The sequence below is a fragment of the Marichromatium bheemlicum genome (assembly GCF_012276755.1).
GTDB classification, from domain to species: Bacteria; Pseudomonadota; Gammaproteobacteria; order Chromatiales; family Chromatiaceae; genus Marichromatium; species Marichromatium bheemlicum.
Genome location: NZ_JAAXKX010000010.1, coordinates 103,297 through 123,278, shown reverse-complemented (window position 1 = coordinate 123,278; position 19,982 = coordinate 103,297). Strand labels below are relative to the sequence as shown.

Genomic DNA, 19,982 nt, shown 5'->3' with positions numbered 1-19,982 from the left:
GGCCACCACTGGTGGCTGGCGGCTGACCGCTGGGGGCACTTCTCTCCTTTGCGCCCTTGGTGTCTTTGCGGTTCGAATCAGCCTTCAGCGAGAGGATCGCCGGGGATTGTCGGAGTGCAAAGGCCCAAAGGGATAACGCGCTTCCAGCCCCGTCGGTCGGGCTGCCGCTGCGCGGCAACCCGACAGCTGCCTCAAGGTCTCGGGGTTGACGCCAATTCCTGAGAAAGGTCCGCGTGGGCGCTGGCTCAGCCAACCTACGACGCTGGTGGCCGAGGGCTGCTCGCTGGCGGCTGCTCGCAGGTCGGCCGCGCCCGCTACCGCCGCCGGCGCTGTAGCCCGCCGGTGACGGCGTCGGCGGCGGTGGGGTCCTCGGGCCAGTGGTGCTTGGGGTAGCGCCCGCGCAGCTCCTTGCGCACGTCCGTATAGCCCTGGGCCCAGAAGCTGGCGAGGTCCTGGGTGACCTGGATCGGGCGTCGCGCCGGGGAGAGCAGGTGGAGCAGCACCGCCACCCGGCCGTCGCACACCCGCGGGGTCTCGCGCAGTCCGAACAGCTCCTGCAGCGGCACGGCGAGCACCGGCGGTCCGTCGCCGGCGTAGTCGAGACGGCGCTGGTTGCCCGCCGGGGTGCGTAGATGGGTCGGTGCGGCGCGGTCGAGCCGTTGACGGTGCTCCCAGTCGAGCAGGCCGAGCAACAGCTCGGCCGCCTCCAGTCGCCGGGTCTCGCTCAGCCGCGACTTGCCGATCAGCCAAGGGTCGAGCCAGTCGGCTGCGCGCGCGCGCAGCCCCTCGGCGCTGGGGTCGGGCCAGCCGCCCTGGGGGTCGTGGTCGCGCAGCAGGGCGATGCGGGCGCGCAACTGCGTGGCGCCATCGTCCCAGCGCAGCGCCCGCTCGGGGTCGGCGAGCACCTGTTCGCGCAGCAGTTCGAGCACCGCCGGGTCGTCGGGGAGCGGCAGCGGGCGCGCCTCGAGGATGAGGGCGTCGAGCCGGGTGAACTCACGCGCGCGCACCGCCTCGTGCTCGGCGTCCCAGTCGCAGCGGGTCTCAGTGTGGATGCGCTGCGCGCAGACTGCGTGCAGGGTGTCGGCGTCGATCGCCAAGGCGTGACGGATGCGCCCGTCGCGGCCCTGGGCGTCGAGTTCGGCGACGACCAGATAGGGGCTGGCGGTGAGCGCATCGGCCGGGTCGAGCCGCGCGCCGTTACCGGCGGCGAGCAGGTAGCGCTCGCCGCGGGCATCGCGCCGCTGGGCGATGCGCTCGGGGTAGGCGAGGGCGAGCAGCGCGCCCGGGGTGCGGGCCGTGCCCGGCGGGTGGCTGGCGCGCGCGACCCGCTCGCCGAGCTGACGCGCGGCGCGTGCCACGGCGTCGAGTCGGCGTGGATCGAAGCCGGGCGTCGGGCGGCGCGCGCGTCGTTGCGCCAGTGCCTGCAGTCGCGCGCCGAGGTCGGCCGGTGAGCTGAGCGCGCGCGGGTCGAGCGCCGGGTCGCGCTCGCTGAGCAGGGCGCCGAGATCGGCGGCGAGCGCGCGCGCCTCGGGCGCGGCGCCGAGCAGCATCACCCCGAGCCGGGGGTGGAGCGGCAGCTGGGCGAGGGCGCGCCCGAGCGCGGTGATGGCGCCGCGCGCATCGAGCGCGCCGAGCGTCTGGAGGAGGGCGCGGCCCTGTGCCCAGGCCGGGCCCGGCGGTGGGTCGAGCCAGGCCAGCTCGGCGGGGTCGTTCACCCCCCAGAGCGCGAGTTCGAGGGCCAGCGGCGCGAGGTCGGCCTGGAGAATCTCGGGGGCGCGCTGTGCGGCGCGTCCACGCGCCTGCTCGCGGGTCCACAGCCGGTAGCAGTGACCGGGCCCGAGCCGCCCGGCGCGTCCGGCACGCTGCTCGGCCGAGGCGAGCGAGACCGGCTCAGTGACCAGTCGGGTGAGCCCGGTGTTGGGGTCGAAGCGCGGCTTGCGGGTGAGCCCGCCGTCGATCACCACGCCGACGCCCTCGATGGTGAGGCTGGTCTCGGCGATGTCGGTGGCGAGGATCACCCGCCGTCGTCCGGGCGTGGGCGGGGCGAGGGCGCGCGCCTGCTCGGCGGTGGGCAGACTGCCGTGGAGGGCGAGCAGGTCGGTCTCGGGGCCGAGCCGGGGGGCGAGTGCTGCGCGACAGCGCTCGATCTCGCGCACCCCGGGGAGGAAGGCGAGGAGGTCGTCGTCGTGCGCGGCGAGCGCGTGCACCACCACGCCGACCAGGCCCGCCGGCTGCTCGACCGGGCGCTCGGCATGGTGCACCGTGACCGGATGGGTGCGCCCGGCGGCGCGGATCGTCTCGGCGCCGCCGAGCAGTCTGGCCACCGGCTCGGCCTCAATCGTCGCCGACATCACCAGCACCCGCAGCTCGGGGCGTAGGTTGGCGACCACGTCGAGCACCAGCGCCAACCCCAGGTCGGCGTGCAGGCTGCGCTCGTGGAACTCGTCGAAGATCACCAGATCGACCCCGCTGAGCTCGGGGTCGTGCTGCAACCGGCGGGTGAGGATGCTCTCGGTGAGCACCTCGATGCGGGTCGCTGGGCCGATCCGGCGCTCGAAGCGCACTTGGTAGCCGACCGTCTCGCCGAGCAGTTCATTACACAGTGCGGCCATCCGCGCGGCGGTCATGCGCGCCGCCGGGCGGCGCGGCTCGAGCATCAGGATGCGTCCGCCGATCAGCCCCTCGGCCTCGAGCAGGGCGAGCGGCGCGCGGGTCGACTTGCCCGAACCGGTGGGGGCCTGGAGCAGGGCGTGGCCGTGGCGTAGGGCCTCGATCAGCGCCGGCAGGCTGGTCTCGATCGGCAGTGGGGCGGGGCTGGGCGTGTGCTGTGACATGCGAACGGTCGGGACGGCTGTGCCCCGGGGGTGCATCGACGCCGGGGCGGTGGAACAATGATGTCGCGCCCGGGATCAGGGATGGCGCGATCGCGCGGCGCATTGTCGTGCCTCTGGCCGCGCTTGGCCAGGGGCGAGGTCATCCGCTGCCGAATCGGGAACGATGTCGCAACCTGCCCTGAGTGAGTGTCTCGAGTGCGGCCTGCTGCAGCACTGCCCGCCGCTGCCGCACGGTGGCGCCGCGTGCTGCGTGCGCTGTGGCAAGGTGTTGCGCCGGCATCGCCCCGACAGCCTCGAGCGCACCCTGGCCTTCACCCTCGCCGGGCTGGTGCTGTTCGTGATCGCCAATGCCTTCCCCTTCCTCGCCTTCCGCATGCAGGGGCAGGTCACCGAAACCACGCTGCTGACCGGGGTGGCCGAGCTCTATCGCGGCGGGCAGTGGGAGATCGCCCTGGTGGTGCTCTTCACCAGCGTGCTGGCGCCGGGGCTGCAGCTCCTGCTGCTGCTCGCGGTGCTCGCGCCCTTGCGCCTGGCGCGCGCGCCGCGCTGGCTGCCGCGGTTGTTTCGCTGGGTGCGGACCATCGCCCCCTGGGGGATGATGGATGTGTTCATGCTCGGCATCCTGGTGGCGGTGGTCAAGCTCGCCGACATGGCCACCATCGTCCCCGGCACCTCGTTGTTCGCCTTCGCGGCGCTGATCCTGGTGCTCGCCGCCGCCCAGGCGAGCCTCGATCCCGAGTTGGTGTGGTCGCGGGCGGCGCTGGCGCCGGCGCCAGCGCCGCGCCCCGACGGGGCGCACCGCACCTGTGAGGTGTGCGCGCTGGTGGTGGTACCGGAGCGCGCGCGCGATGGCTGTTGTCCGCGTTGCGGCGCGGCGTTGCACCGGCGCAAGCCCGAGAGCCTGCAGCGCACCTGGGCGTTGGTGCTGGCATCGCTGATCTGCTACGTGCCGGCGAACCTGCTGCCGATCATGACCGTCACGTCGCTCGGGCGCAGCCAATCGGATACTATCTTCAGCGGCGTGGTCTTCCTCTTCAGCCACGGCATGTGGCCGCTGGGGCTGGTGGTCTTCGTCGCCAGCGTGTTCGTGCCGCTGCTCAAGCTGCTGATCCTCGTCGGGTTGCTGATCTCGGTGCATGCGCGCATGCGCTGGCGCCCACGCGAGCGAACCCGACTCTACCGACTGACCGAGGCGATCGGACGCTGGTCGATGGTCGATGTCTATGTGGTGACCATCCTGGTGGCGCTGGTGCGCCTGGGTAACCTCGCCAGCGTCGAGGCTGAGGCCGGCGCCATCTTCTTCTGCGCGGTGGTGGTGTTGACCATGATCGCGGCGATGTCTTTCGACCCCCGGCTGATCTGGGACCGCTTGGAGCTGCAGCATGCCACAGACCGTTGAGCGCCGTGACGGCGCGCCCGCCTTGCCGGAGGCCGAGGTGCGGGTGCGTGGGGCGCCCTCGCTGGTGTGGCTGATCCCGCTGCTGGCGCTGGCCATCGGTGCCTGGCTGGCGCTGAAGACGCTCAGCGAGCAGGGGCCGACCATCACCGTACGCTTCCCCAGCGCAGCCGGGCTGCAGGCGGGCAAGACCAAGGTCAAGTTCAAGGACGTCGAGGTCGGCCAGGTGACGGCGATCGACGTCAGTCAAGACCTCGACTCGGTGATCGTCACCGCCGAGCTCAAGCACGGCAGCACCCATCTGCTCAACGCCGAGACCCGCTTCTGGGTCGAGCGCCCACGAGTGAGCGCGAGCCGGGTCTCGGGGCTCGAGACGCTGCTCTCGGGCGCCTTCATCGCCCTCGACCCGGGCAGCAGCGGCGCCACGCGGCGCGACTTCGTCGGCCTCGACGAGCCGCCGCTGTTCACCACCGACGCGCCCGGTACCCGTTTCGTGCTGCGCGCCGCGACCCTGGGCTCGCTCAACATCGGCTCGCCGGTCTACTACCGCCAGATCCAGGTCGGGCAGGTGGTCGGGGTCGGGCTCGAGGAGGATGCCAGCGCAGTGCGCATCGAGCTCTTCATCCCCGCCCCGCACGATGCCCTGATCAGTGCCGAGACCCGCTTCTGGAACGCCAGCGGCATCGATATCTCGCTGAGCGGCGCGGGGATCAGCCTCGACACCCAGTCGCTGGTCTCGGTGCTGCTCGGCGGGGTGGCCTTCGACACCCCCGATACCATCGCCGGCAGCGGTGCGCCCGCCCAGCCGCTCGACGTCTTCCCGCTCTATCCCAACCGCGAGGCGGCGCATGCCAGGACCTATGCCGCCAAGTCGCACTATCTGCTGCTGTTCGAGGGCTCGGTGCGCGGGCTGAGCATCGGCGCGCCGGTGATGCTGCGCGGCATCGAGGTCGGTCAAGTGCTCGATATCCAGCTCCAGTTCGACCCCGAGGCCGAGGTGTTTCGCATCCCCGTGCTGATCGAGGTCGAGCCCGAGCGCATCGCCTTGCGCAACCTCGATCGGGCGCCCGATTATGCGCATATGCTCGAACGGCTGGTCGGACTCGGGCTGCGCGCTCAACTCAAGCTCGCCAGCCTGATCACCGGTCAGCTCTACGTCGAGCTCGACCTCGATCCCGAGGCACCTTCGGCAGGCCTCGGGCGCTATGGTGACTATGTGGTGATCCCGACCCGGCCGACGCCGCTCGAGGCGCTCACCGGCAAGCTCGATCGTATCCTCTCGCGGCTCGAGCAGGTCCCCTTCGAGCAGATCGGGGCCGATCTCGGCCAGACCCTCGGGCGGGTGCGCGAGGTGGTCGACAGCGGGGTGCTGAGCCAGCTCGGCGAGGACCTCGAGGACACCCTGGCGAGCCTGCGCGGGCTCGCCGAGCAGCTCGAGGGCGAGGTCGCGCCGGCGCTGCGCGGTACCCTGGAGGAGGCGCGCGCGACCTTCGCCCACGCCGGGGCGATGCTCGACCCCGAGGCGGCGACGACACGCGAGTTCAGAACCATGCTGCGAGAGACGGCCGAGGCGGCGCGCGCGGTGCGCGACCTGGCCGATTATCTGGAGCGGCATCCGGAGGCCCTGATCCAGGGCAAGGGAGGTCTACGATGACGGAGCGCCGATGCCGATTGGCGGCGGTCGCGCTGATGGCTGCGGTGAGTGCGGGGTGCGCTAGCTCGCCGCCGGCGCGGTTCTATGCACTGAGCGCAGTGGCCGACGCCCAACCGGAGGCGCTCGCCCCGGGGCTTGCTGTCGGGGTCGGGCCGCTGGTGTTGCCGGAGTACCTCGATCGCGCTCAGCTCGTCACCCGCGAGTCGGGCAACCGGCTGCGGATCGACGAGTTCGAGCGCTGGGGCGGCTCGCTGCGCGACGACTTCCTGCGGGTGTGGAGCGAGAACCTGGCGCGCGCGCTCGGTAGCGAACGGGTGCGGTTGCTCGAGGGCGAGCTGCGCTATGGGGTCGATCTGCGGGTCGGCGCCGAGCTGCTCGCCTTCGAGGGGCATGCTGACGGTAGCGCTCGGCTCAAGGTGCGCTGGGCGGTGCGCGACGGCGCCGGCCGACGCACCCTGCTGGTGCGCGAGAGCGACTATCGCCAGCCGGTAGCCGCGCCCGGCGACAGCCGCGCCTTGGTCGCCGCCCTCGACCGGCTGCTCGCACGCTTCAGCGCCGAGGTCGCGCGCGCACTCGCGGCGCTGCCACCGACCCCGCCCGAGTCCGTCGATCAGGCGCGATAGCCGATACGCAGGCCGCCCCAGTGGCGTCCGCGTACATAGATCGGTGCGGAGATGTCGTGCATGATCTCGCCGGTGTCGCGGCGATAGGTCTGGATCAGGAAGGGCAGCTCGTGGGCGCCACATCGGCGCCCGACCGGGTCGTCGAAGAGACGCTTGGTGCGATTGTGCAGCAGGTCGTGGTCGCGATCGCCGGTCAACGGCTGGGAATAACGTTGGTTGTGGGTCGGGACATAGCCGTTGCGATCGCAACCGATGGCATAGGCGACATGGGCATTGGCCTTGAGCACTGGTTCCTGGAGCGAAGGGAAGAGGCGGTCGGTGAGGGTGTCGAAGCCGGTGTGGTACTTCTTCGGGTCGGTCCCGGGGATGGTGCGGTAGTTGCTTTCGAACAGCTCGCGCTCGCTGATCTCTCCACTGGAGAGTGCCTGCTCGAGCTGGGCACCGAGCGCGGCGGCGAGCCGTTGCGCCAGCGCCGGCATTTGTTGGTGGGTTTTGATCGCCTGCTCGCCGGCGGCACCGAGCTGGAAGACCTGGCTGACCTCGTGCAGGTTGGTCGCTAGTCCCTCGAGCGCCTGGACCGCCTGCAGCGTCGCCGCAGCGCCCTGGGCGTTGCGCTCGGCCATCTCGCTGATCTCCTGCACATGCTGACTGACACGCCGGGCCTCGTCGCCCTGCTGGGCGATCTCGGTGGCAATACCGTTGATGCGCTCGAGGGTGCGTGCCGCGCCTTGATCGATCCCGGTGAGCGCGGTGGCCGCCTCACCGGCGAGGTCGGCCCCGGACTGCGCTTGGGTGCTGCCGGCCCCGATCGCTGCGACCGCCTCGCGGGTCTCGGCCTGGATGGTGGTGATCACCTCGCCGATCTCGGTGGTGGCGGTGGCGGTGCGCTCGGCGAGCTTGCGCACCTCGTCGGCGACCACCGCGAAGCCGCGCCCGGCCTCGCCGGCGCGCGCCGCCTCGATCGCGGCGTTGAGTGCGAGCAGGTTAGTCTGGTCGGCGATCTCGCGGATGGTGCGCACGATTCCGCCAATCGCCTCAGAGCGCTCGCCGAGTGCGGCGATCAGCTGCGCCGAGCGCCCCACCGAGTCGGCGATGTGGGCGATCTCGGCGGCGGCCTCGGAGACGATGCGGCTGCCGTGTTGCGAGAGCGCGCGCGCCTCCTCGGCGTCGCTGGCCGAGTCGCGGGCGTGTTCGGCCACCACCTCGACCCCGGCGCTCATCTCGCCGATGGCCTGGGCCATGTCTGCAGAGGCCGCGCCTTGGGCCGCCGAGTCCTCGGCCAGGGCGCGGGCGTTGGTGGCGAGGGCGTCGGCCGCCTCGGCGAGGCGCTGGGCATCGTAGAGGACCTTGCCGATGATCCCCTGGAAGCTCTCGATCAGGGCGTTGTAGTGACCGGCGCAGTGACCGGCGGGGCTGGTCGAGACCGTGGCTCGGCGGGCGAGATCGCCGTCGGCGCGGGTGCGTGCGAGGGTGTCGGCAAAGCCCCTGAGTTCGACCCCGAGGGTGCGTTCGAGCAGCAACCAGGCGCTGCCGCCGAGTACCAGCGCGAGCACCAGCTGACCGCCCAGCAGGGGCATCGACAAGCTGCCGCTGATCAGTGCAAGCGTGCATCCACCCAGCCCGGATAGGGCGCCCAGGGCCATGCCAATCATCCAGAATCGCATATCGAGGTCCTATGCTGCGGCGCTTGGTGCGCGCTCCGTCGTTGTCTCGGCGGTCGACGTCGATGTTGCATGTGACGCCTGTCTCGAGCGGCATTCTAACGGGACCCGTGTACGGTGTTTGGGATTCGTTGCGCCGTGCTTCGAAGAAAGTGCGGACACGGTCTCATTGCACCAAGTGGCGCCCGGGTGCTCGGGGGGGGGCTGGCTCAGGCTGGGTGTGGGGTGGCAAGGGAGGGCGGCCGTGTACGCGCCTCGAGGCCGACTGGTCGTGTCGTGGCGCCACGCCCTGCCTTCAGTGACGGTCAGCGGCGCCCTTGGGGGTGTGCGCAGGGGCGTCGTCGAGTCGCCGCGTGTCGGTTCGCCCCCGGCGTGCTTGGTTGAGGGCGGCGAGCACGTCGTCCCAGAGTCGAATGCGGGCACACAGTGCCTCTTCGGCGGCGACCTCGGCCTCTTCAAGGCGTTGTGGGTCTGCGGCGCAGAGCACCTCGAGCAGGCGTCTTGATAACGGTCCGTGAAAGTCGCTGTCGAGGGCGATATGACGGTGCAGATAGGCGTGGAAGGCAGGTGCTTGCTCGACGGTGATCGCCATGTCGTCGAGCAGTCGGCGAAACAGCATCGGGATCAGTGTCTCGCGGCCGTGGGCGAGGGCGGCGGCGACCATGTGTGGCTTGTCGGCGCGGATGAAGGCGAAGGTGGTCTCGGTGAAATAGCGCGCCGGTTGCGGGACCAGTTCGGGATCATAGAGCAAGGTGTCGAGCGGCTCGGTGGCGAGCCGCTCGGTGAAGCGCCGAGGAGGTCCGGCATCGGCGCCGACCTCGGTCATGGCGCGACAGTAGAGTTCGAAGTGGCTGGCATAGTGCGGTGTCGCCTCGATCGAGGTGAGGGTGTCGGCCTCCTCCTCGAGCACCAGCTGATTGATGAAGTAGCGCAGTGCCGGATCGCCCAGCGGGCGCCAGGGTAGGGTGGTCGGGGCGAGGCGCTGTTGCAGGTACTTGATCAGCGACATGAAGTCCCAGACCGAGAAGACATGGTGTCGCATGAAGATGCGGAGCGACTCGAGGTCGGTGATGGCGGCATAGAGCGGATGTTGTTCGAGCTGCTGACGCAGCGCGAGGAGGTGGTCGAGATCGGGTGATGCCATGCGCCTGTCCTCGGCTGATCGCTGCGCCGAGCCGTCATCCGAGCGCGGCGCATGGTGAGTGAGGCCCGCGGTCTTTTCAGTGCAGTCTGCCGGGATCACGCCCCCAGCGGCTGTAATAGGTCTGCATCAAGGCCCTTACCTGGGCGGGATAATCGCGGGTCTCCATCTGCTCCATGCCCTCGCGGAAGAAGCCGGGGGCGAGTTCGGGGACGAGTTCGACCAGGGCGTCGAAGGCCGCGCGCATCAGCGCCGGATGTTGGGTGCGGGTGGCGACGATGGCGCGGTTGTAGATCAGCACCTGCCAGGCCTGAGCCGCCTCGGGACCGGCCGGATCCTGCAGGCGCTCGGCGCCGACGCCGTCGAGGATCTCGGAGATCAGCCGGTGCAGTGAACGCAGCTCGTCGATGTCGACCGTGGTATTGGCCAATCCTGCGGTGGCATCGACCAGGGGCGCGGGGCGCAGCAGCTCTCCCCCCTGACGCAGCACCCAGCAACTCAGCGGCAGTGCCAGACAGGTGACGTGTCGGGCATGGGTGGGGAGTTGGAGCGTGCGGGCGAGTGCGGCGAGTTGCTCGAGCAGATCGAGACCGTGGGCGAGGTGCTGGGTGAGCGCACGCTCGCGCGCGCAAGTCCCGAGTCCGGCCTCGGGTTGAGGGTGTGACAGCGCCTCAAGGGCGTCGAGTAGCTGCCAGAATGCCTCGAGCAGGATGCGAGGATCGACATCCGGCGGTGCATCCAGCCCCGCATGGCGATCGCAGACATCCTCGCCGAGTTCGGCGAGGCGCTGGGCGATATGGTTGAGATCGACCGGAGCTAGCCTCATGCGTCATCGCGCCTCATGTATAGGACCTGGGGTGCCGGTGCGATGCCGGCATCACCTCCCTCTCCACCTTGCGGTAGACTAGAGAGATGAGTCCGATCCCCGATCTTCATACCCACTCGAACGCCTCCGATGGAACCCTGACCCCACAAGCGTTGGTGGAGCGCGCCGCGCGCGCTGGCCTGACGATGCTGGCGTTGACCGATCACGACACCACCGCTGGGGTGGACGAGGCGCGCGCAGCGGCCGCGCGCTGTGCGCTGACGCTGGTGCCCGGGGTGGAGATCTCGGTCACTTGGAACGCCCGCACCATTCATGTGGTAGGACTGAACGTCGATCCTGTCAACCCTGAGCTACAGCAGGGGCTGGCGCGACTGCGCGTCTTTCGCGATTGGCGCGCCGAGGAGATCGGCCGCCGCTTGGCCAAGCATGGCATCAGCGGCGCCTATGAAGGCGCGCGGGCGCTGTCCGGGGGGGCATTGATCGGGCGTACCCATTTCGCCCGCTTCCTCGTCGGCCAGCGCCTTGCCGCAGACACCGGGGATGTGTTCAAGCGTTTCCTCACCACTGGCAAACCGGGCTACGTCGCCGGTGACTGGGCGAGCCTGGAGGAGGCGGTGGGCTGGATCCGTGGCGCTGGCGGTCAGGCGGTGATAGCCCATCCGGCGCGCTACAAGCTCACCCGCACCAAGCTGTTACAGCTGATCGGCGAGTTCCGCGAGCACGGTGGTGGTGGCATCGAGGTGGTGACCAGCAGCCATAGCCGCGACGAGGTCTTCACCTTTGCCCGCCATGCCCGCGAGCAACGCCTGCTGGCTTCGGCGGGGTCGGATTATCACGGTCCCGAGCAGCCCTGGCTGGTGCTCGGTCGGTTGCCGCCGCTGCCCGACGGGTGTGTCCCGATCTGGCGCGATTGGTCGCTGCCGCGCGGGGCGCAGGTTGCCGCGCAGGCGGCGGGTTGAGGAATAGAAATGGCGCAGTTCTTTCAGATTCATCCGGTCAATCCGCAGCCGCGGTTGATCCGGCGTGCGGTGGAGATCTTGCTCGGGGGTGGGGTGATCGTCTATCCCACCGACTCCTCCTATGCGCTCGGCTGTCAGCTCGGTGAGAAGTCGGCGATGGAGCGTATCCGACGTATCCGTCAGCTCGACGACAAACACAATTTTACCCTGGTCTGTCGCGATCTCTCCGAGATCACCACTTATGCCAAGATTGACAACCAGGCCTTTCGACTGCTCAAGTCGTTGACCCCCGGCCCCTATACCTTCATCCACCAGGCCACCAAGCAGGTGCCGCGGCGGTTGCTCCATCCCAAGCGTAAGGCGATCGGTATCCGTGTGCCGGACAACGAGATCTGTCGTGCGCTACTCGGTGAACTCGACCAGCCGATCCTCAGCTCGACACTGATCATGCCCGAGGACGAACACCCGCTCACCGATCCCTACGAGATGCGTGAGCTGCTCGACAAGCATGTCGACTTGGTCATCGATGGTGATTTCTGTGGGCTCGAGCCGACCACGGTGATCGACATGACCGCTGAGCCCCCGGAGATCATGCGCCAGGGCAAGGGCGACGCTACCCCATTGAACTGATATCCCCGATGCAGACGCTCAATCACATCCAGTGGCTGGCAGTGCTGGCCCTCCCGGTGTTGTTCGCGATCACCGTCCATGAGGCCGCGCACGGCTGGATGGCCAGCCGACTCGGGGATCGCACCGCATTGATGCTGGGGCGGGTGACCTTCAATCCGCTCCGACACGTCGATCTCGTCGGCACCTTGCTGGTGCCTGCCGTCACCTTTGTCCTCGTCGGGTTCCTCTTCGGCTGGGCCAAGCCGGTCCCCGTGGTCTATCGCAACCTGCATCGACCCCGTCGTGACATGGCCCTGGTCGCGCTCGCCGGTCCCGGCGCCAACCTGTTGATGGCGCTGGGCTGGGGGGCGGTGATCGAGATCGGGTTGTGGCTGGGGCCAGAGACGGCCTGGGCAGCGTTGCCGCTCGTCTACATGGGCGCGGCCGGGGTGCTGATCAATGTCTTCCTCATGGTGCTCAACCTGTTTCCGCTGTTACCCTTGGACGGCGGGCGCGTGCTGAACGCGCTGCTGCCACTGCCACTGGCGCTGTGGTTTGCACGGCTCGAACCCTTTGGTCTGATCATCCTGTTGGCCCTCCTGGTCACCGGCGTGCTCGGCGCGATCCTGTTGCCGCTGGTCGCTGGCACCATCGCCCTGCTACCGGGCGCCGGGGTCGTCATGGAATTGTTTTTCGTCTGACGCGAGGCCGTTAATCCTTGAATTCCGTCTCCGCACAACACTCGCGCGTCCTCTCCGGGATGCGCCCGACCGGCCGACTCCACCTCGGCCATTATCATGGTGTGCTCAAGAACTGGGTCGAACTCCAGCATGAGTACGATTGCTTCTTCTTCATCGCCGACTGGCATGCGTTGACCACCACCTACGAGGATCCCTCCTCGATCCCGGCCAATATTTGGGAGATGGCGATCGACTGGCTGGCCGCCGGCGTCAACCCCGGCGCCGCGACCCTGTTCGTGCAGTCGCGGGTGCCCGAGCACGCCGAGCTGCACTTGCTGCTGTCGATGATCACCCCGCTAGGCTGGCTCGAGCGGGTGCCGACCTACAAGGATCAACAGGAGCGGCTCAAGGAACTCGACCTGGCCACCTATGGCTTTCTCGGCTATCCGCTGCTGCAGAGCGCCGACATCCTCATCTACAAGGCCGGTCAGATCCCGGTCGGTGAGGACCAGATCGCCCATGTCGAACTCACCCGTGAGATCGCGCGGCGCTTCAACCACGTCTATGGCCGTGAGCCCGACTTCGAGGAGAAGGCCGAGGCGGCGCGCCGCAAGATGGGCAAGAAGAACGGTAAGCTGTTCGACAAGCTCCGCCGCGCCTACCAGGAGCAGGGTGATCAGGAGTCGCTGGAGGTGGCGCGGGCGCTGCTCGAGAATCAGGCCAATATTACCGTCGCCGATCGTGAGCGGCTGTTCGGCTATCTCGAGGGTGGTGGTCGCGAGATCCTGCCCGAGCCCCAGCCGCTGCTGACCAAGGCCTCGCGGATGCCCGGGCTCGATGGTCAGAAGATGTCGAAGTCCTATGGCAACACCATCTCGCTGCGCGACCGTCCCGAGGAGGTCGAGCAGGCGATGCGCACCATGCCCACCGACCCGGCGCGGGTGCGACGCACCGACCCGGGCGATCCGGAGAAGTGTCCGGTGTGGCAGTTCCATCAGGTCTACTCCGATCCGGCCGTGTGCGACTGGGTACAGCAGGGTTGCCGCTCGGCCGGGATCGGTTGTCTCGAGTGCAAGCAGCCGGTGATCGATGCCGTCTGTGCCGAATTGAAGCCGATCCAAGCCCGCGCCGAGGAGTTTTCCGCCCAGCCCGAGCTGGTGCGTAGCATCCTCAACGAGGGCTGCGAGAAGGCCCGCGACGTCGCCCGCGAGACCCTCGAAGAGGTCCGTCACGCGATGTCGTTGGTGATGGTCTGAGCCGCGTCCGGTCGCGCGCCTGTCAGCACGTCGGTCGGATGCCCATGGATCAAACACGCCACGCGTGTCTGAGCGCGCCCGTGCCCCCTGTGCCCGAGAACGGGTCCGGGGGCGCGAGCGTGCCCCTTGCCCTGGTCCGGGGGACGCCGGTCTTGACGCTGCCGCAGGATCTCTACATCCCGCCCGACGCGTTGGAGGTCTTTCTCGAGGCCTTCGAAGGCCCGCTCGACCTGCTGCTTTACCTGATTAAGCGTCAGAACCTCGATATCCTCGACATCCCCATCGCCGAGATCACCGCGCAGTACATGGAGTACGTCGAGCTGATGAGCGAGCTGCGACTCGAACTCGCCGCCGAGTACCTGGTGATGGCCGCGATGCTCGCCGAGATCAAGTCGCGCATGTTGCTACCGCGTCCGGTCAGTGCCGAGGACGATGACGAGGACGCCGACCCGCGTGCCGAGTTGATCCGTCGGTTGCTTGAATACGAGCGGTTCAAGCGCGCCGCCCAGACGCTCGATGCCCTGCCGCGGCTCGAACGCGACCTGTTTACGGTCAGTGCCGAGGTCCCGCGCGCCGAGATCCGCCGTTTGCCCCCGCCAGTCGAACTCGACGAGCTGATCGGGGCGCTGCGCGAGGTGCTGGCGCGGGCCGATCTCTATGTCAGCCACCGCGTCGAGCGCGAGTCGCTGTCGCTGCGCGAACGCATGTCGATGGTGCTCGAGCGGCTCGGAGGGGGCGGTTTTCGCCGTTTCACCGAACTCTTCGACCTCACCGAGGGCCGCGCCGGCGCGGTGGTGACCTTCCTCGCGGTGCTCGAGCTGGTCAAGAGCGCGACCCTGGAGCTGGTCCAGTCCGAACCCTTCGCCCCGATCCACGTCCGGCTGCGTGACAGCGGCAGTGACGATGAGCCCCAGGAACACGATGACGCCACAGCGGCTTAAACAAATCGTCGAGGCGGCACTGTTCGCCGCCGACACCCCGCTGACCAGCGAGCGGCTGTTGCAGCTGTTCGAGGACCGTGAGCGCCCGCCGCGCGGCGCCCTCGATCGCGCCCTGCTCGAGCTTGCCGAGGACTATGCCGGGCGCGGCATCGCCTTGGTCGAGGTGGCCAGCGGTTGGCGCGTGCAGGTGCGTGCCGAACTCTCACCTTGGGTCGGGCGGTTGTGGGAGGAGCGCGCGCCGCGCTACTCGCGCGCGCTGCTCGAGACCCTGGCGCTGATCGTCTATCGTCAGCCGATCACCCGTGGCGAGATCGAGGAGATCCGCGGCGTCTCGGTCAGCACCAACATCATCCGCACCCTGCTCGAGCGCGAGTGGGTGCGGGTGGTCGGGCATCGCGACGTCCCCGGCCGTCCGGCGCTCTATGCCACCACCCGGCGCTTTCTCGACTACTTCGGGCTGCGCTCGCTCAACGAGCTGCCGCCCTTGGCCGAGATCCGTGAACCGGAGCTATTGTTCAACGAGGAGCTGGCGCTCGAGGCGCCGCCCCAACCCCATTCCACGTCCCAGGAGACCGCGCGCGCGGTCCCGGAGCAACACAACGATGAAGAATGACCGACGCCCGGGTCCTCGGGCGCCACAGCAAGAACCGGTGCGGCTGCAGAAGCTGCTCGCCGAGGCAGGCCTTGGCTCGCGGCGCGAGATCGAGGGCTGGATCAGCGCCGGGCGGGTGCGCGTCAACGGCGAGCTGGCCACGCTTGGTGATCGCGCCACCCGCGCCGACCGTATCCGTGTCGACGGGCGCGACGTGCGGCTGCATCGCCAGCGCGACACCGAGCGCCAGGTCATCGTTTACCACAAGCCCGAGGGCGAGGTGGTCACCCGACGCGACCCGGAGGAGCGCGCCACGGTGTTCCGGCGGTTGCCACGTCCCAAGCAGGGGCGCTGGATCGCCGTCGGCCGGCTCGACATCAACACCTCCGGGCTGATCCTGTTCACCACCGATGGCGAGCTGGCCAACCGGCTGATGCATCCCTCGCGCGAACTCGAGCGCGAGTACGCGGTGCGCATCCTCGGCGAGCCGAGTCAGGAGACGCTGACGCAGTTGGCCAAGGGCATCGAGTTGGAAGACGGTCCGGCGTGCTTCGATCGCATCGAGTCGCGCGGCGGCAGCGGCGCCAATCGCTGGTATCACGTGGTGCTGCACGATGGGCGCAACCGCGAGGTGCGGCGGTTGTGGGAGGCGGTGGGGATGACCGTCAGCCGGCTGATCCGGGTACGTTACGGCAACATCGAACTCGGCCGGCGATTGTTCCCGGGTAACTGGCGAGCGCTCGACGAGGAGGAACTCGCGGGCCTACTGACGCTTGCCGGGATGGCGCCACCGCGCCAGCCGCGTCGTGGCCCTGGTGGCGGGGCCCGGCGCGGCGGCTGACCGCAATCGCTCAGTAATGCGGCGGTGGCGGCTCGTCGGAGGGCGCGCCGCCCTCTTGGTCGTCACGCGCGGCGAGTGCTGAGGTGATCCAGATGCGCACCCGAGCGAGTTCCTCGCGCAGCGCGTCGATCTCGGCCTGCTGGCGGGTGACCACCGCGTTGAGCTGCTTGAGGTCGTCTTCCTGGTAGGTCAGACGCAGCTGCAGCTCGGTAATCGCCTCGTCCTGGGATGTGATCTCGGTCATAGGTAGAGCAGGATGGTGAAGTAGTGACTGATGCTACCGGCGAGCACGAACAGGTGCCAGATGCCATGACACCAAGGGTAGCGGTCGTCGAGGACGTAGAAGACCACACCCACGGTATAGAAGAGCCCCCCGGCCAGTAGCCACCAGAATCCGGCCGCCGGTAGCGCCGCGATCAAGGGATCGAGGGCGAACACCACCAGCCACCCCATCCCCAGATAGATCAGGATCGGCAGCACCCGCGCACCCTTGCGTGGCAAGGATTCGAGGATCATGCCGACCACCGCCAGCCCCCAGACCGCACCGAACAACCACCAGCCGACGCTGCCCTGCAGCGCGAGCAGGGTGAAGGGCGTGTAGGTGCCCGCGATCAACAGATAGATCGCATGATGATCGAGCATGCGGAAGATCTGCTTGGCGCGTCCGCGCAGGCTGTGATAGAGGGTCGAGAACAGATAAAGCAGGAACAGCGTGACCCCATAGATGGTCAGGCTGGAGATGCGCACCGCGCCGCCCTCGGTGCTGGCGAGGGTGACCATTACGGTGACCCCGATCAAGGCGAGCACGGCGCCCACCAGGTGTGTGATGCTGTTGAAGCGTTCTCCTGCGTACACGATTCACCCTTACTGTGGAGATGACGACACCGCGATGCACGGGACGTCGCGACGAGATATGGGTTCGAACCACCCCGGCAGCCGCGCCTGGACGTGGAAGATGACGGGCTGGGGAAGGGTGGCTGGATGCGAGTGCATTATTACACAGTCGAGCGTGTATGCCAGGCCGAGCCGTCAGCCGCCAGGATTGAACCGCAAAGGCGCGAAGCGCGCAAAGCGAATGATGTGTGATGTCGGCGTGAGGCCACAGACGGCGCGGGTCCTGGCAGCTGATCGCTGGCGGCTTATTCCCCTTTGCGTCCTTGGCGTCTTCGCGGTTCAATCCCTTTGATAGCTGGTAACGAGGTGGTCATGACCGAGTCATCGGATCGACAGGACGGCAAGGGCTGGCGCGCGCGCTGGCGGCGCGTGCGTGAGGTGTTGTTCGAGCCTCGGGTCGACGAGGTGGCGCTCGAACGTACCCTGGCCGCGGCGCGCGAACGTCATCCGCCGCCGGTGGTGTGGCTGGTGGGCAAGACCCAGTCGGGCAAGAGTTCGATCGTGCGAGCCCTCACCGCGAGCAGCGCCGCCGAGGTCGGCGACGGCTTCCGTCCCTGTACCAGGACCGCGCGGCTCTACGACTTCCCGGCCGAGCTGCCGCTGGTGCGCTTTCTCGACACCCGCGGACTCGGCGAGATCGATTACGATCCGGCCGAGGATATCCGTTTCTGCGAGTCGCAGTCGCACCTACTGCTGGCGGTGATGAAGGTCGCCGATCCCGATCAGCAGGCGGTGTTCGAGGTGTTGCGCGAGGTTCGGCGGCGCCACCCCGAGTGGCCGCTGGTGATCGCCCAGACCGGGTTGCACGAACTCTATGCGCGGGTCACCGATCCGCACCCGACACCCTATCCGTTCGACCAGGATCCTTGGCCGACGGATCTGCCGAACGATCTGGTCCGTGCGCTGCACGCCCAGCGCGATGCGCTCGGTGAGCTGCCGGGGCTGGCCGAGGTGCGTTGGGTGGCGATCGACCTGACCCTGCCGGAGGACGGTTTCGCGCCGCCGGACTACGGCATCGAGGCGCTGTGGACGGCACTCGACGGGGTCTCCAGTCTGCGCCTGGCCGAGCTGTTGCGCGCCGACCCCGAGGTGCGCGATCTGTTCGCGCGCAGCGCCCATCCGCATATCGTCGGCTATGCCCTGGCCGCGGCCGGGGTCGGTGCGCTGCCGGCGCTCGATCTGGTCGGGGTGCCGGCGATCCAGGCCAAGTTGCTGCAGAGTCTCGCCGCCCTCTATGGCCAGCCCTGGTCGCGTCGCGAGATCGCCGAGTTCCTCGGCCTGCTGGGGGTCGGTGTCGGGGCGGCCTACGCCACCCACGCCGCCGGCCGCACCCTGGTCAAGCTGGTGCCGGGGCTGGGACAGACGCTCGGCGCGTTGTGGGGCGCGAGCGCCAGCGGCGCCACCACCTATGCCCTGGGCAAGGCCGCCGGGGCCTATTTCAATGATCGTCGCCACGGCGTCGAGACCCAGGCGCGGGTGCTGCGCGCGCGCTTCGCTGCCGAACTCGAACGCGGTCGTGCCCTGATCGGTCGGGAACGAGAATGAGTCCCTTGCTACGCTGGGTTGGACGTTGGCGCGCACTGGCGCTGGTGCTGTGGGCGCTCCCGCTGCTGGCGCTGCTGGGCGCTGGCGGCTGGTGGCTGTACCAACAGGGCGTGGTGGTCGGTTGGTTGATTGCCGGGGCGCTCTGTGGGCTGCTCGGTCACGGGCTGATGTTGCTGGCGGCGCGGCGTGAGCGCGCCTGTCTGGCGGCGGTGCACACCGGTCCCGATCCGGACTGGCCGCCGCGCGCTAGTGATGCCTGGGCGGTGGTCGAGCAACAGCTCGCCGAGCTGCGCCCCGAGGACTGGCCGCTGGGTGAAGGCATGCGCCTGGGGCTGCTCGGCCAGCAGACCCTGGAGCGGGTCGCGCGTCACTTCCACCCCGAGGTCGAGCAGCCCTTGCTCGAGCTGACCCTGCCGCACGCCCTACTGGTGATCGAGCGGGCGAGCCGCGACCTGCGCCTCAGCGTGACCGAGCAGGTGCCCTTCAGTCACACCCTCACCCTCGGCATGTTGGCGCGGCTCTATCGTTGGAAGGGCTTCGCCGAACGTCTCTATGGGCTCTATCGTGCTGGGCGTTGGGTGGCCAGCCCGACCAGTGCGTTGCTCGCCGAGGCGTTGTCACGGCTGCGTAGTCGCGGTTATGCGCTGGCGCGCGACGAGCTCTATGCCTGGGTGTTGCGCGAGTACGTGCGCAAGGTCGGCTATTATGCCATCGCCCTCTACAGTGGCCGGCTGGCGCTCGACGAGTCCCCCGGCGCGACTCCACCACTGCAGGATGATTCCGCGCGTGATCTCGATCGGGCCGAGGAGGATGCCCGTGGAGAGGAGCCGCTGCGCATCCTCGTGATCGGGCGTACCAACGCCGGCAAGTCGAGCCTGATCAACGCGCTCTTCGGCAGCCTGCGCCAGGCCACCGACGCGTTGCCCGGGACCACCCGTGAACCGACCCCGCTGCGTCTCGAGCGCGACGGCCTGGCGCTGGCGCTGGTGTTCGATACCCCGGGGCTGGAGCAGTTCGATGCGGCGACGCTGCATGCCGCGGCCGACACCGCCGACATGCTGCTGTGGGTGAGCCCGGCACATCGTCCCGATCGCGGCGCCGAGCGCGCGCGGCTCGATGCCCTGCGCGCCCATCTCGCCGCGCGGAGCGAACGCCCCGCCCCGCCGCTGCTACTCGTGCTCTCACACGTCGATCGGTTACGTCCGGTACGAGAGTGGGCGCCCCCCTATGACCTCAAGGTGACCGATCGCCCCAAGGCGGTCAACATCCGCGCTGCGCTCGAACACGCCAGTGTTGAGCTGAGGGTGGCTCTGGCCGATGTCATCCCGGTGGCGCTACTGCCCGAGGCCGCCTATAACGTCGACGACGTACTGTGGTCGGCGTTGCTCGAGCGGCTCGATCGCGCCAATCGTGCCCGGCTACTCCGGGTGCGGGGGGCGCGCCAGGGCGGGGAGGAGTGGCGGATGCTGCGTCGCCAGCTCGCCAATGCCGGGCGTTTCCTGTTGCGCTGGCCGGGGGGACGTGACTGAG

General features: G+C 68.9%; 18 protein-coding genes. 12 read left to right on the top strand and 6 right to left on the bottom strand.

Annotated elements, in window-relative coordinates:
- Positions 1 to 314: 314 nt before the first annotated feature.
- Complete coding sequence (hrpB, locus tag HF203_RS08970; protein WP_168668812.1) at positions 315 to 2,834, bottom strand: ATP-dependent helicase HrpB; 2,520 nt, start codon at positions 2,832 to 2,834, stop codon at positions 315 to 317.
- A gap of 163 nt (positions 2,835 to 2,997) precedes the next feature.
- Between hrpB and HF203_RS08965 the strand changes: the two genes are divergently transcribed.
- From HF203_RS08965 to HF203_RS08955, 3 genes are read left to right on the top strand one after another with little or no spacing between them, the layout of a single operon-like run.
- Positions 2,998 to 4,233: a paraquat-inducible protein A gene (locus HF203_RS08965; RefSeq protein WP_168668810.1), complete on the top strand. Its 1,236-nt coding sequence runs from the start codon at positions 2,998 to 3,000 to the stop codon at positions 4,231 to 4,233.
- Positions 4,217 to 5,884 (top strand): PqiB family protein, encoded by a 1,668-nt coding sequence (locus HF203_RS08960; protein ID WP_168668808.1) that lies wholly within the window; start codon positions 4,217 to 4,219, stop codon positions 5,882 to 5,884. Before HF203_RS08965 ends, HF203_RS08960 begins: the two co-directional genes overlap by 17 nt.
- On the top strand, positions 5,881 to 6,507 hold the full coding sequence (locus HF203_RS08955; protein WP_168668806.1) for a PqiC family protein: 627 nt from the start codon (positions 5,881 to 5,883) through the stop codon (positions 6,505 to 6,507). Before HF203_RS08960 ends, HF203_RS08955 begins: the two co-directional genes overlap by 4 nt.
- Here HF203_RS08955 and HF203_RS08950 read toward each other — a convergent pair.
- From HF203_RS08950 to HF203_RS08940, 3 genes are all read right to left on the bottom strand, one after another.
- Positions 6,495 to 8,084, bottom strand: coding sequence for a methyl-accepting chemotaxis protein (locus HF203_RS08950; protein ID WP_281349809.1), 1,590 nt, complete (start codon positions 8,082 to 8,084; stop codon positions 6,495 to 6,497). The genes HF203_RS08955 and HF203_RS08950 overlap by 13 nt on opposite strands.
- A 379-nt stretch (positions 8,085 to 8,463) precedes the next feature.
- The gene (locus HF203_RS08945) at positions 8,464 to 9,312 is read right to left on the bottom strand and encodes a DUF3050 domain-containing protein (RefSeq protein ID WP_168668802.1); all 849 of its coding nucleotides are present in this window, start codon (positions 9,310 to 9,312) and stop codon (positions 8,464 to 8,466) included.
- Positions 9,313 to 9,388: 76 nt separating this feature from the next.
- Positions 9,389 to 10,135, bottom strand: coding sequence for a hypothetical protein (locus HF203_RS08940; protein WP_168668800.1), 747 nt, complete (start codon positions 10,133 to 10,135; stop codon positions 9,389 to 9,391).
- Positions 10,136 to 10,221: 86 nt separating this feature from the next.
- Here HF203_RS08940 and HF203_RS08935 point away from each other — a divergent pair, with 86 nt between their 5' ends.
- From HF203_RS08935 to rluB, 7 genes are read left to right on the top strand one after another with little or no spacing between them, the layout of a single operon-like run.
- Positions 10,222 to 11,094 carry a PHP domain-containing protein gene (locus tag HF203_RS08935; protein ID WP_168668798.1) on the top strand — a complete coding sequence of 291 codons (873 nt, stop codon included), beginning with the start codon at positions 10,222 to 10,224 and terminating at the stop codon, positions 11,092 to 11,094.
- 9 nt (positions 11,095 to 11,103) lie between these two features.
- Positions 11,104 to 11,724 (top strand): L-threonylcarbamoyladenylate synthase, encoded by a 621-nt coding sequence (locus tag HF203_RS08930; protein WP_168668796.1) that lies wholly within the window; start codon positions 11,104 to 11,106, stop codon positions 11,722 to 11,724.
- Between the two features lie 8 nt (positions 11,725 to 11,732).
- The gene (locus HF203_RS08925; protein ID WP_168668794.1) at positions 11,733 to 12,404 is read left to right on the top strand and encodes a site-2 protease family protein; all 672 of its coding nucleotides are present in this window, start codon (positions 11,733 to 11,735) and stop codon (positions 12,402 to 12,404) included.
- Between the two features lie 17 nt (positions 12,405 to 12,421).
- Entirely contained in the window at positions 12,422 to 13,639 is a 1,218-nt protein-coding gene (locus HF203_RS08920) for a tryptophan--tRNA ligase (protein WP_168668792.1), read from the top strand.
- A 44-nt stretch (positions 13,640 to 13,683) separates the two neighbouring features.
- Positions 13,684 to 14,580, top strand: coding sequence for a segregation and condensation protein A (locus HF203_RS08915; RefSeq protein ID WP_425483206.1), 897 nt, complete (start codon positions 13,684 to 13,686; stop codon positions 14,578 to 14,580).
- A complete protein-coding gene (gene scpB / locus HF203_RS08910; RefSeq protein ID WP_168668790.1) occupies positions 14,561 to 15,193 on the top strand; it encodes an SMC-Scp complex subunit ScpB in 633 nt (210 codons plus the stop codon). Before HF203_RS08915 ends, scpB begins: the two co-directional genes overlap by 20 nt.
- Complete coding sequence (gene rluB / locus HF203_RS08905) at positions 15,183 to 16,013, top strand: 23S rRNA pseudouridine(2605) synthase RluB (RefSeq protein WP_168668788.1); 831 nt, start codon at positions 15,183 to 15,185, stop codon at positions 16,011 to 16,013. The genes scpB and rluB overlap by 11 nt, the downstream gene beginning before the upstream one ends.
- 10 nt (positions 16,014 to 16,023) lie before the next feature.
- Here the strand turns inward: rluB and HF203_RS08900 are convergent, their stop codons facing one another.
- Both HF203_RS08900 and trhA read right to left on the bottom strand, forming a co-directional pair.
- The gene (locus HF203_RS08900; protein WP_168668786.1) at positions 16,024 to 16,257 is read right to left on the bottom strand and encodes a SlyX family protein; all 234 of its coding nucleotides are present in this window, start codon (positions 16,255 to 16,257) and stop codon (positions 16,024 to 16,026) included.
- The gene (gene trhA / locus HF203_RS08895; protein WP_168668784.1) at positions 16,254 to 16,868 is read right to left on the bottom strand and encodes a PAQR family membrane homeostasis protein TrhA; all 615 of its coding nucleotides are present in this window, start codon (positions 16,866 to 16,868) and stop codon (positions 16,254 to 16,256) included. The genes HF203_RS08900 and trhA overlap by 4 nt, the downstream gene beginning before the upstream one ends.
- A 351-nt stretch (positions 16,869 to 17,219) precedes the next feature.
- On the opposite strand from trhA, the gene HF203_RS08890 reads away from it, so the two are divergent.
- Together HF203_RS08890 and HF203_RS08885 are read left to right on the top strand one after the other, a co-directional pair.
- Positions 17,220 to 18,452, top strand: a complete 1,233-nt coding sequence (locus HF203_RS08890; RefSeq protein ID WP_168668782.1) for a YcjF family protein — start codon at positions 17,220 to 17,222, stop codon at positions 18,450 to 18,452.
- Positions 18,449 to 19,981, top strand: coding sequence for a GTPase family protein (locus HF203_RS08885; RefSeq protein WP_168668780.1), 1,533 nt, complete (start codon positions 18,449 to 18,451; stop codon positions 19,979 to 19,981). Before HF203_RS08890 ends, HF203_RS08885 begins: the two co-directional genes overlap by 4 nt.
- Position 19,982: the final 1 nt, after the last annotated feature.

What these genes read in the sequence shown, in the direction of transcription:
- hrpB (WP_168668812.1), bottom strand. Translation starts at nt 2,834, where the DNA reads ATGTCACAGCACACGCCCAGCCCCGCCCCACTGCCGATCGAGACCAGC.
- HF203_RS08965 (WP_168668810.1), top strand. Translation starts at nt 2,998, where the DNA reads ATGTCGCAACCTGCCCTGAGTGAGTGTCTCGAGTGCGGCCTGCTGCAG.
- HF203_RS08960 (WP_168668808.1), top strand. Translation starts at nt 4,217, where the DNA reads ATGCCACAGACCGTTGAGCGCCGTGACGGCGCGCCCGCCTTGCCGGAG.
- HF203_RS08955 (WP_168668806.1), top strand. Translation starts at nt 5,881, where the DNA reads ATGACGGAGCGCCGATGCCGATTGGCGGCGGTCGCGCTGATGGCTGCG.
- HF203_RS08950 (WP_281349809.1), bottom strand. Translation starts at nt 8,084, where the DNA reads ATGCCCCTGCTGGGCGGTCAGCTGGTGCTCGCGCTGGTACTCGGCGGC.
- HF203_RS08945 (WP_168668802.1), bottom strand. Translation starts at nt 9,312, where the DNA reads ATGGCATCACCCGATCTCGACCACCTCCTCGCGCTGCGTCAGCAGCTC.
- HF203_RS08940 (WP_168668800.1), bottom strand. Translation starts at nt 10,135, where the DNA reads ATGAGGCTAGCTCCGGTCGATCTCAACCATATCGCCCAGCGCCTCGCC.
- HF203_RS08935 (WP_168668798.1), top strand. Translation starts at nt 10,222, where the DNA reads ATGAGTCCGATCCCCGATCTTCATACCCACTCGAACGCCTCCGATGGA.
- HF203_RS08930 (WP_168668796.1), top strand. Translation starts at nt 11,104, where the DNA reads ATGGCGCAGTTCTTTCAGATTCATCCGGTCAATCCGCAGCCGCGGTTG.
- HF203_RS08925 (WP_168668794.1), top strand. Translation starts at nt 11,733, where the DNA reads ATGCAGACGCTCAATCACATCCAGTGGCTGGCAGTGCTGGCCCTCCCG.
- HF203_RS08915 (WP_425483206.1), top strand. Translation starts at nt 13,684, where the DNA reads ATGGATCAAACACGCCACGCGTGTCTGAGCGCGCCCGTGCCCCCTGTG.
- scpB (WP_168668790.1), top strand. Translation starts at nt 14,561, where the DNA reads ATGACGCCACAGCGGCTTAAACAAATCGTCGAGGCGGCACTGTTCGCC.
- rluB (WP_168668788.1), top strand. Translation starts at nt 15,183, where the DNA reads ATGAAGAATGACCGACGCCCGGGTCCTCGGGCGCCACAGCAAGAACCG.
- HF203_RS08900 (WP_168668786.1), bottom strand. Translation starts at nt 16,257, where the DNA reads ATGACCGAGATCACATCCCAGGACGAGGCGATTACCGAGCTGCAGCTG.
- HF203_RS08890 (WP_168668782.1), top strand. Translation starts at nt 17,220, where the DNA reads ATGACCGAGTCATCGGATCGACAGGACGGCAAGGGCTGGCGCGCGCGC.
- HF203_RS08885 (WP_168668780.1), top strand. Translation starts at nt 18,449, where the DNA reads ATGAGTCCCTTGCTACGCTGGGTTGGACGTTGGCGCGCACTGGCGCTG.